Consider the following 9,427-nt stretch of genomic DNA (forward strand, 5'->3'; position numbering starts at 1 on the left):
CGGCAGGAAGCCGGCAGCGACTAGGGTGATTCCCTGGGGCTTCATCGTGAGATTGCTGAAAAAGCGGCGTATCGGTGTCATTCCACTCCCACCTCGAGCCCTTGCGGCCACGCGTATTAGAATTCGAATTTCTATCGGCTAAAGCCCTTCCGCCCATCGGTCAATCCAGTTCAAACACGACCGATGGGCTTGACCGATCGCTCTGACAGCAATTAGAATAGATATTTCAAAGCTAATGGTTGAAGGGGAGGTATTCTCGCAATGTCCCGATTGCGGATGGGCATGATTGGCGGCGGACCTGGCGCATTTATCGGTCCCGTGCATCGAATCGCAGCAGAGCTCGATCGCGAGATCGAGTTGGTTGCCGGTGCCTTCAGCAGCGATGCCGAGCGCTCGCGCAAGGCAGGTGACACCTATCGAATCGATCCTGCGCGCGCCTATCCCGATGTCGCAACCATGTTGCGCGAGGAAGCGGCTCGCGAAGACGGTATAGACTTCGTTGCGGTCACTACGCCCAATCATCATCACTTGCCCGCCGTGCGCGCTGCACTGCAGGCCGGGCTTCCTGTCATCTGCGACAAGCCAGCCACCGCGACGCTGGACGAGGCACGCGAAATGGCCGGCCTGGTCGCTTCGGCCGGACTGCCTTTCGCGCTGACCTATACTTATTCGGGCTATCCGCTCGTGCGCGAAGCGCGGGCACGCATCGCTGCGGGCGATCTTGGCCAGATCCGCAAGGTCGTGGTCGAATATCCGCAAGGATGGCTGGCCCAGCAAGCGGAAGGCAAGCAGGCCGAATGGCGGGTCGATCCCGGCCGCGCCGGGATCGGCGGATGTATCGCTGACATCGGCGTTCACGCCTTCCAGCTTGCCGAATTCGTGACGGGTCTGAAGGTCACACGGATCTTGGCCGACCTCGGCGCCGTTGTGCCCGGGCGCGTCCTTGACGACGACTGCCAGATCCTCCTGCGCTTCGAAAACGGCGCGCGCGGTGCGCTTCTCGCCAGCCAGATTTCGGTCGGCGAACGCAATGGCCTGCGCATTCGCGTATACGGTGAAAAGGGCGGAATCGACTGGCGACAGGAAAGCCCCAACGCCTTTACCCTCTACCATCTCGATGGCCGCACCGAGCTTGTCCAGGCCGGCGATCCGGGGCTGGGCGAGGCCGCTGTTGCCTCCAGCCGCACGCCGGGTGGCCATCCTGAGGGCTACCTCGAGGCCTTTGCCAACCTCTATCGCGATTTTGCCAAGCAGCTTCGCGGCGAGCCGGGCTCGCTGGTGCCCGGCATGGTCGACGGTCTGCGCGGCATGCAACTGATCGACCTTGCCGTACGGGCGAGCCGCGAAGAGCGCGGCTGGACCGACTTTCCGGCCTGACGAAACACAGAGAGAACAGCCATGAAAACCATCAAGGGCCCGGCCATTTTCCTTGCCCAGTTTGCCGGGGATGAAGCTCCGTTCAATTCGCTCGATGCGATCGGCGACTGGGTTGCTTCGCTGGGCTACAAGGGCGCGCAGATACCGAGCTGGGACGCGCGCCTGTTCGATCTGGCCAAGGCCGCCGAGAGCCAGGACTACTGTGACGAGGTGAAAGGCCGGCTCGGAGCAAAGGGGCTGGAGATCACCGAGCTGTCGACGCACCTGCAAGGGCAACTGGTGGCAGTCCATCCGGCCTACGATGTCCAGTTCGACGGCTTCGCTGCGGAGCATGTCCGCGGCGATCCCAAGGCGCGCCAGGAATGGGCTGTCGATCAGCTCAAGCTTGCCGCAAAGGCAAGCAAGCGTCTCGGGCTGAACGCTCACGCCACGTTTTCCGGCGCGCTGGCATGGCCCTATGTCTATCCCTGGCCGCAGCGCCCTGCAGGTCTGGTCGAGGATGCATTCGAGGAGCTGGCCCGCCGCTGGAAGCCGATCCTCGATACCTTCGACGAGAACGGCGTCGACCTCGCCTACGAGATCCATCCGGGCGAGGACCTGCACGACGGCGCGACCTTCGAGATGTTCCTGGAGCGGGTCGGCGATCACCCGCGTGCCAACATCCTGTACGATCCGTCGCATTTCGTTCTGCAGCAGCTCGATTATCTTGCGTTCCTCGACATCTATCACGAGCGCGTGAAGTGCTTCCACGTGAAGGATGCCGAATTTCGTCCTTCGGGTCGCATGGGCGTCTATGGCGGCTACCAGTCATGGGTCGATCGCCCGGGGCGCTTCCGGTCGTTGGGCGACGGGCAGGTCGATTTCGCGCAGATCTTCTCGAAGATGGCGCAGTACGATTTCGCCGGCTGGGCCGTGCTCGAATGGGAATGCGCGCTCAAGCACCCGGAAGCTGGAGCCGCCGAAGGGGCGCCCTTCATCGCCGATCACATCATCCGCGTGACCGATAAGGCCTTTGACGATTTTGCGGACAGCGGCAGCGACCGGGAGGTCAATGCACGGATCATGGGAATTGGGGCATGAGCACACCAGCCTCCGGCTGGACCCGGCGCGAATTCGCTGGAGGCGCGGCGTTGCTTGCGCTGGCCTTGGGCATTCCGGCCGCGGCGGTCAAGCTTACCGACCTGGATGCGGCCGATGTCCCGAGTGATCGCCAGCGCAAACTGATTGCCGAAGTGTCCGAGCTGGTCATTCCGAAGACCGATACTCCCGGTGCCGCCGAAGTCGGCGTCGGCGATTTCGTGATCCTCGCGCTTGCGCATGGGCTTTCGGGTACCCGCGATCCTGTGGCAACGGGCGTAATCACGCCTGCGCTCGCTCCGTTTCGCCGCCGAGACGGATCCCTGAACCACCTCGACTGGTTGGAGCGCCGGCTCGATCATGCTGCAGGCGGTGACTTCCTGCGTCGCGACAAGGACGAACAATCGCGCCTGCTGGCCGCGATCGATGGCGAAGCGATGGCGCACGGCGCTGCCTATTCGCCTTGGGTCGCGATCAAGGGGCTGATCCTGACCGGTTACTACACCAGTGAAGTGGGCGGCTCGCAGGAACTGCGGTACGAACTCGTACCTGGAAAGTGGGAGCCCGATATCCCCATTCAGCCGGGCGACAGGGCCTTCTCGAGTGACTGGACTGCAGTGGATTTCGGCTGATAAGTATGCAAAATCATGAATTTGACGCGATTGTCGTCGGCTCGGGCATTACCGGGGGCTGGGCAGCGAAACAGTTGACCGAAGCGGGCCTGAAAGTCCTCATGCTCGAGCGTGGGCGCAAGATCGAGCATCAGGTCGACTATGAGAACGAGACCAAGGCGCCCTGGGACATGCCATTCCGAGGTGTCGGTGATACCGAGCTCTACAAGCGCGAATATCCGGTGCAGATGCTCAACCGGCACTTCACCGAATTTACGCAGGACCACTTCGTCAACGATGCCGACCAGCCTTACCAGAAGGCAAAGGGCAGCGAATTCGACTGGTTCAGGTCCTATCAGCTTGGCGGTCGCTCGCTCACCTGGGGGCGCCAGTGCTATCGCTGGTCGGACTACGACTTCGGGGCGAACAAGCGCGACGGCTTCGGCACCGACTGGCCGATCCGCTATGACGATCTTGCGGCGTGGTACGACCTGGTCGAGGACTTCGTCGGTGTTTCCGGCGCGCATGAGGGACTGCCGCAGCTTCCCGACGGGAAGTTTCTCCCGGCGATGGAGCTGAACTGCGTCGAGGCTGCGATGCGCGAGCGTATCCTCGCGAAGTATCCCGATCGTTTGATCACCATCGGACGCACCGCGAACCTGACCGAGGCCCGCCCCGAACAGGGCCGGGCACATTGCCAGTATCGTTCGATCTGCGCGCGCGGTTGCTCCTACGGTGCCTACTTCTCGACCCAGTCGGCCACGCTCCCGGCTGCGAAGAAGACCGGGCTGCTGACGGTCGTCACCGATGCGCAGGTCACGAAGCTTGACCATGATCCGCAGACACGCCGTGTCAGCGCCGTGCACTGGGTCGACACCAAGACCGGTGAAGCGAAGCGTGCCGGCTCGCGCATAGTGTTCCTCAATGCCGGCGCCTTCAACTCCGTGCATCTGCTGCTGAATTCCGCAAGTGAGGCCATGCCCAACGGTCTTGCCAATTCGAGCGGCGTGCTGGGCACGCACATCATGGATCATGCCAATACCATGGCGGCGATGGCTGTCGTGCCGGGCTTCGAGAACAGGACCAGCTTCGGGAACCGGCCGACCGGTATCGTGATCCCCCGCTTCCGAAATCTCGACAAGCTGGACGGAGACGGCTTCACGCGCGGTTATTCCTTCCAGGGCGGCGCGTTGCAGGGCACCTGGACACGCGGCAAGCGCATGCCGGGCATCGGTGAGGGCTTCAAGGAAGAGATCCACAAGATCGGCCCCTGGACCATGGTCCTTGTCGTTTTCGCTGATTCCATGCCGCGGGCGAGTAATCGTCTGACCCTCAGCAAGCAGCTCGATCCGCGCGGCGTGCCGCAGCTTGAAATTGCCTTTGCGCACGGCAAGGAAGAACTCGCGGCGCTTGCAGACGCGAAGAAGGAGGCGGCGGCCATGCTCAATTCGGCAGGGGCGCACGTGGTCATGGGCTTTGATCAGCCCGGCCATGGCGGCACTGCCATTCATGAAATGGGCGGAGCACGCATGGGCTGGGATCCAGAGACCTCGGTCCTCAACCGCTGGAGCCAGTCGCACGACGTGGCGAACCTGTTCGTCACCGACGGCGCGCAGATGAGTTCGTCCGCTTGCCAGAACCCGTCACTCACTTACATGGCCCTCACCGCAAGAGCGTGCGACGCGGCAGTGAAGATGCTCAAGGAAGGCGCCATTTGACCGAAGTTGCGTCGCCGCCGCTTGCGGTGAATCACAATACGCATGGGGCGGCGGGTAACCTCACAGATCGACAGAAGAGCGTTGCCTATCTGACCCTCATGGTGGCGCTGGTGCTTGAGATCGTCGACGTGACGATCGTCAACACCGCTCTCCCGGTGATCGAGAAGGATTTCGGATCGGCCGCCGCGGAAGCCCAGTGGGTCTCCGCCGGTTACTCGCTCGCCTTCGCGCTGCTGCTGATGCTTGGCGGTCGGCTGGGCGATGCACTGGGCTACCGGGGGCTGTTCATTACGGGTGTGGCCGGTTTCACCGGGGCCTCGATCCTGTGCGGGCTTTCGGGCAATCCGGAGCAACTGATCGCTGCGCGCGTCCTGCAGGGGTGCGCAGGTGCGATGATGGCGCCGCAGGTCATGGCACTGATCCAGGTCCTGTTCGAACCGCTTGAGCGCGTCGCGAAACTCGCCTGGGTTGGCGTGATCGGCGGGATGTCGGCCATTGCCGGGCCAATTCTGGGAGGCTTGCTGATTCACGCGAACCTTTTCGGGCTTGGTTGGCGCAGCGTCTTTCTGATCAATGCGCCGGTGGGCGTCGTAGCCTTGATCGTTGCCTGGAGGCTTCTTCCCAAGGCCAGGTCTGAGCACGCCCGCGGTATCGATGTATGGGGAACCATGCTGTTTGCAGGCGCGATGGCGGGCCTTTTGTTCCCGCTCGTGCGCGGTAGCGACCTTGACTGGCAGCCCTGGCACTTCGCCCTTCTTCTGGCTTCGCCGATCCTGCTGATGATCGTGTGGCGGCGAACGAGGCAAAGGACGGAGCGGGGCGCGGCAAGCATGTTCCACCCCGAGCTTTTCTCGCAGAGACAGTTCCCCATGGGGCTGCTGATCGCGCTGCTCTTCGGCTCGTCGACGAGCGGGTTCCTTTTCGTCTTCGCTTTCGGTGTGCAAAAGCTCCTGGGCTACTCGCCGCTGCAGACCGGCCTGCTGCACATTCCTTTCAGTGTCGGGGTCATGATCGGCATTGCCTTTCTCGGCCGGAAACTCATTGCCAGCCACGGCAAGTGGGTCCTCGTCGGCGGCGTGACCTGCATGGCGCTGTTTTCGGCAGGCACGCTTGGCTGGATTGTGACCGGCGGTGATGGATGGTGGGTATTGGGCTGCCTGGCTCTCGCCGGAGCGGGGATGGGCATGACAAACGGCCCACTGACCCCGGTGATCCTCGCGCGTGTCGACCGGAAACACGCAGGGGCGGCCAGCGGGCTCATCAAGACGGTGCAGGAACTCGGACTGGCCCTGGGAGTGGCGATTGTCGGCACCGCATTCTTCGCCAGTGCCGGACCCGGCGAAACGGGCAAGTTGCTGCCTGCGATCCTCGTTATAGAGATCTTGCTGCTCGGATGCTTCGTCCTGGCTATCCGTCTGCCTGGACCCTTGTTTCCCGAGCACGATGCCTGACTGGAAACTTCCAATCGTTTGATCAGAAAATCACTCCTCGTGGGCGGCGCAGCTTCATGCAGCCGAGACGCGCAGAGGTAGCTTCGCAAGGCGCTTGACGCATGGGCTGGGCGGTACGCGTTTCGCGCACCGCCCATGATGGTCAGAAAGTGACGCGCTTGACGTCCGTGTTGACCGAGGGGAAGGGCAGGTACGAAACGCGAAGCTGCTCTACCAGCGAAAGTTCGTGTTCGCCCTTCGGGAAGCCGCCGGGATATTCGACCGAGATCGTTGCCGGAGCGCCGAAGGGCCAGCGGCGATCGTAGGCGGTCTCCATCTCCTCGAGCGAGATCGGGCCCTTGCCTTCATCAAAGCGGACTGCGTCACGCGCTATGGTCTCACCGTCGACCGAGACATCGAGCTTCTCGATCATCGAGAGACCGATCCCGCGATAGTAACCGAGTTTGGCTTGGAACGCGAAGCCGGTGGGCGCGTCGGCCGGACCGGTGTTGTGCAGGGTTGTTTCGTCGATCAGGTACTTGTCAAACATTACTTGTCTCCTGACAGGAAGCCCATGGCTTCCAGCCACTTGAAGAGTTGCGCGGGCCAACCTCCGGTTGGCATTCGGGGCTTGCCGAGGCCGAAGCTGTGGCCGCCCGAAGCGAAATAATGGAACTTGGCAGGCTTATCTTCGTCCTTCGGCTTTCAACGAGACCGAGAAGACAGCCGTCGACCGGCTGGATCGGCGTCAGCGCGGGGCGAATGACACTGCGCATGTTCACCTGAGTTCCGTGCAGGTGCCAGATGTCCCTTGGCGGCGTTCCCATCGCAATCGGCAGATCGATCGCAGCGGGCTGCACCGGCGCGGGAAGCGTCTCCTTGCTGACGACCGGTTGCGCGCCTGCACTCGCCGTCCCCAATATGAGGACGGATGCCGCGGCAAGGTCGTGCAGCAAGAAGCGCATCAGGCGTTCTCAAGCTCCGCTTCGGCCTTGGCAATGAGGCGGTCAAACATGACGTGCTGGCGGCGGACCTGCTCGCGGCTGTCGACTTCCATCACGTCCTGGATCCAGCGGTTGCCCTCGTACTCGCTCGAAAGCGTGCCTTCCCATCCGCACTTCACCAGCTCGGGGATGACGTCCTCGTAGGCCAGCGAAGGATCGGTGCAGTCCTCGTTCATCTCGTAGAACTTGGCCTGGATGTGGCGGAAGTAGGGCGCGTAGTCCTTGAGCCGCTTGGGATTGGCGTAGGGCGCGTGGCGCAGCGTCTCGGCCATGGCGATCTCGGCCTTGTTTCCGCCCATCTTCACCGCGACTTCGTAGATCGTGTACTCGCACATGATTTTCTGTTCATGCTGATCGACGATGAACTGGGTTACTTCCGGACGGGCGCCTTGGCGCTCGAAGCGGGCACGGAACGCCGGCGGATAGTGCTTCATGAAAATGCCCATGTCCGGCAGGATGCCCAGGTGCCTGGTCTTCAGGCGGTCGGCGACGTCGATCGTGCGAAGGATCCAGGCATGTTCGAGGTGCCAGGGAGCATGCACTTCGACGCCCATGTGGATGTCCAGTTCCTCAGCGAGAGGCACGCACTTTTCGAGGATGTCCGGGCGCACGAAGATGAGGATGCGCATGTTCTTGATGCCGAGGCGATGGCACAGGCGCAGGTCGCGCTCGATGCTGGCGACCTGTTCCTCGTCGGACATGAGCTCGCCCTTGCGCAGCTTGGTGTCCAGGAACATGTCGTAGCAGGTGAAGTGGGTGCCGTGACGCTCCATCATTCCCTTCCAGCGATCGACTTCGGCGTCGCTGATGTTGGGGAAGGTGGGCATGTTCTGCTCGGGAAGGATCTCGATGCCCTTGGCGCCGATGGATGCTGCATAGGCGACGCAGTCCTCCACGCTCATCTGACCGAGGAACATTTCCTCCTGGAAGCTGTAAAGGCTCACGCCTCGTTGTATTTTGGACATTCGTCGCTCCGTGGTGATCGTCCGGACCCGGGATGGGCGGGGCGTGGTTTCGCTTCGCTACGCGGAACACGCCCCGGTCCTGTCGCCAGGCGCCGGCCAAGAAATTCAAACAGTGATTCGTATCGATGATCCGGTCGTGCCGGTTGGCACTCGCTTGGTTCGCCGCTCCCCCATAGTGTGTTCTGCTCGTTTCAGCCTTCGGCCCCATCGGGCGGCAGGATGTGTCCGAATTCGGCCTGAACCCATTGTCTCTTTTTCACTTTGGGCGGCCTGAACCACCCTCGCATCGAGGCTTGGAAGTATAATCCTTCGAGCCCGCTTGCAATCAAAAATTAAAACCGATATTCGCATTCATCGCATGGTGGCTACGCTTGACGGAGAGTGCGGCAATTAATAGAACTATATTCTAGTTATGGTCAACTTGGCGGCCCCGGACAGCCCGGGTTTGCGGATATCCGGCCTCCAGGCCTGGGAGAGTCCATTGCAGTCGATTGAGGTGTGCGGTGCCATGTCGGGCTGGTGCTCGATGCAGGCAGGCAGGGGCAATCTGCCTGGCTGCCCGGCTGCTGTGTCCTGCCAGAATTCGGCTCGCCGCGAAGGTCGGTTTCAGGCCGCCCGGTCTCCTTCAAGTACACGCTTCAAATTCGATTATCTGAGGTTCTCGCGATGAAAGATCTGAACACGCTGATCATTGGCGGTGGTATTGGCGGCCTTTCGGCTGCGATTGCGCTGCGCCGTGCGGGGCACGGTGTTACGGTGATCGAGAAGGACCCTGAGTGGTCGGTCTATGGGGTGGGCATCATCCAGCAGTCGAACGTGATCCGGGCGATGGACCAGTTGGGCGTTCTCGATGCCTTTCTCGGTGCTGCCTGCGGTTTCGATGCGGTCGAGATCTACCTGCCCGACGGGACGCGCGTGGCGCGGGTGCCGTCGCCGGCGCTGGTCGAAGGCAAGCCGGCCAATGTCGGCATCGGCCGGCGCGCGCTGCAGAAGGTCCTGGGCGACAGCGCCAGGGAGCTTGGCGCCGAGATCCGCCTGGGCGTGACGGCCGAGCGGTTCGACGACGACGGCGAAGGCGTGAACGTGAGGTTCAGCGACGGGCGTGAAGAGCGCTTCGACGTCGTGGTGGGGGCAGACGGGGTCTATTCGCAGACCCGCGAGGCGATCCTGCCCGATGCCGAGAAGCCGCAGTTCACGGGGCAGGCGGTGTGGCGCTACAACTTCCCGCGCCCGGCCGATCTCGAT

At 62.4% G+C, this 9,427-nt stretch carries 9 protein-coding genes; 6 read left to right on the forward strand and 3 right to left on the reverse strand.

Annotated elements, in window-relative coordinates:
• Positions 1-261: 261 nt before the first annotated feature.
• Genes J3474_RS19605 through J3474_RS19625 form a run of 5 tightly spaced genes read left to right on the forward strand, consistent with a single transcriptional unit; the run spans position 262 to position 6,234 of the window.
• The gene (locus J3474_RS19605) at positions 262-1,377 is read left to right on the forward strand and encodes a Gfo/Idh/MocA family protein (protein WP_207095326.1); all 1,116 of its coding nucleotides are present in this window, start codon (positions 262-264) and stop codon (positions 1,375-1,377) included.
• Positions 1,378-1,398: 21 nt separating this feature from the next.
• On the forward strand, positions 1,399-2,457 hold the full coding sequence (locus J3474_RS19610; RefSeq protein ID WP_207095327.1) for a sugar phosphate isomerase/epimerase: 1,059 nt from the start codon (positions 1,399-1,401) through the stop codon (positions 2,455-2,457).
• On the forward strand, positions 2,454-3,086 hold the full coding sequence (locus tag J3474_RS19615; RefSeq protein ID WP_207095328.1) for a gluconate 2-dehydrogenase subunit 3 family protein: 633 nt from the start codon (positions 2,454-2,456) through the stop codon (positions 3,084-3,086). Before J3474_RS19610 ends, J3474_RS19615 begins: the two co-directional genes overlap by 4 nt.
• A gap of 5 nt (positions 3,087-3,091) precedes the next feature.
• Positions 3,092-4,783: a GMC oxidoreductase gene (locus J3474_RS19620; RefSeq protein WP_207095329.1), complete on the forward strand. Its 1,692-nt coding sequence runs from the start codon at positions 3,092-3,094 to the stop codon at positions 4,781-4,783.
• Positions 4,780-6,234, forward strand: coding sequence for an MFS transporter (locus J3474_RS19625; protein ID WP_242528503.1), 1,455 nt, complete (start codon positions 4,780-4,782; stop codon positions 6,232-6,234). The genes J3474_RS19620 and J3474_RS19625 overlap by 4 nt, the downstream gene beginning before the upstream one ends.
• A gap of 142 nt (positions 6,235-6,376) precedes the next feature.
• Here the strand turns inward: J3474_RS19625 and J3474_RS19630 are convergent, their stop codons facing one another.
• Genes J3474_RS19630 through J3474_RS19640 form a run of 3 tightly spaced genes read right to left on the reverse strand, consistent with a single transcriptional unit; the run spans position 6,377 to position 8,182 of the window.
• Entirely contained in the window at positions 6,377-6,763 is a 387-nt protein-coding gene (locus tag J3474_RS19630; RefSeq protein WP_207095330.1) for a DUF6379 domain-containing protein, read from the reverse strand.
• A complete protein-coding gene (locus tag J3474_RS19635) occupies positions 6,756-7,178 on the reverse strand; it encodes a hypothetical protein (RefSeq protein WP_041558283.1) in 423 nt (140 codons plus the stop codon). The genes J3474_RS19630 and J3474_RS19635 overlap by 8 nt, the downstream gene beginning before the upstream one ends.
• Positions 7,178-8,182 (reverse strand): sugar phosphate isomerase/epimerase, encoded by a 1,005-nt coding sequence (locus J3474_RS19640; RefSeq protein WP_013836618.1) that lies wholly within the window; start codon positions 8,180-8,182, stop codon positions 7,178-7,180. The genes J3474_RS19635 and J3474_RS19640 overlap by 1 nt, the downstream gene beginning before the upstream one ends.
• A gap of 666 nt (positions 8,183-8,848) precedes the next feature.
• Here J3474_RS19640 and J3474_RS19645 point away from each other — a divergent pair.
• Positions 8,849-9,427, forward strand: a 579-nt coding sequence (locus J3474_RS19645; protein ID WP_207095331.1) for an FAD-dependent oxidoreductase, incomplete at its 3' end; no start/stop codon positions are given.

The organism is Novosphingobium sp. PY1 (genome assembly GCF_017312445.1).
Taxonomy (GTDB): Bacteria; Pseudomonadota; Alphaproteobacteria; order Sphingomonadales; family Sphingomonadaceae; genus Novosphingobium.

What these genes read in the sequence shown, in the direction of transcription:
- J3474_RS19640 (WP_013836618.1), bottom strand. Translation starts at nt 8,182, where the DNA reads ATGTCCAAAATACAACGAGGCGTGAGCCTTTACAGCTTCCAGGAGGAA.
- J3474_RS19605 (WP_207095326.1), top strand. Translation starts at nt 262, where the DNA reads ATGTCCCGATTGCGGATGGGCATGATTGGCGGCGGACCTGGCGCATTT.
- J3474_RS19615 (WP_207095328.1), top strand. Translation starts at nt 2,454, where the DNA reads ATGAGCACACCAGCCTCCGGCTGGACCCGGCGCGAATTCGCTGGAGGC.
- J3474_RS19630 (WP_207095330.1), bottom strand. Translation starts at nt 6,763, where the DNA reads ATGTTTGACAAGTACCTGATCGACGAAACAACCCTGCACAACACCGGT.
- J3474_RS19610 (WP_207095327.1), top strand. Translation starts at nt 1,399, where the DNA reads ATGAAAACCATCAAGGGCCCGGCCATTTTCCTTGCCCAGTTTGCCGGG.
- J3474_RS19635 (WP_041558283.1), bottom strand. Translation starts at nt 7,178, where the DNA reads ATGCGCTTCTTGCTGCACGACCTTGCCGCGGCATCCGTCCTCATATTG.
- J3474_RS19620 (WP_207095329.1), top strand. Translation starts at nt 3,092, where the DNA reads ATGCAAAATCATGAATTTGACGCGATTGTCGTCGGCTCGGGCATTACC.